Source organism: Pseudomonas sp. CROZ-RG-20F-R04-15 (assembly GCF_022662375.1).
Taxonomy (GTDB): domain Bacteria; phylum Pseudomonadota; class Gammaproteobacteria; order Pseudomonadales; family Pseudomonadaceae; genus Aquipseudomonas.
This window is the reverse complement of record NZ_JAKNQL010000087.1, coordinates 1-235: the sequence shown is the minus strand read 5'-3', so window position 1 is coordinate 235 and position 235 is coordinate 1. Positions and strand designations below refer to the sequence as shown.

Annotated in this window: 1 protein-coding gene; it reads left to right on the top strand. The window is 60.4% G+C overall.

Going from position 1 to position 235, the window contains the following annotated elements; all coding sequences use genetic code 11:
• Positions 1-235, top strand: a 235-nt coding sequence (locus L8H52_RS30395; RefSeq protein ID WP_242210175.1) for a hypothetical protein, incomplete at both ends; no start/stop codon positions are given.

The window sequence follows — 235 nt, the reverse complement described above, 5'->3', positions numbered from 1 at the left end:
GATGCGCATCGACCCGAACAGCAATCGCGGGGTGCGCTGGAAACCGGGGGATGCGGAACCGGAGTTCGACAAACTGTTCGACCGCCACGGCAACCTGCAAGCCATTCACTTGGGCAAACCTCTGAGCTGGACTGCCCGCGACGAACTGGAACAGGTCATTCTGCTGGCCCGCGAGAACCACAACAGTGACGCCGAACGCTACGAATACAGCCAGGGTATGCGGGTGTTCAAACGC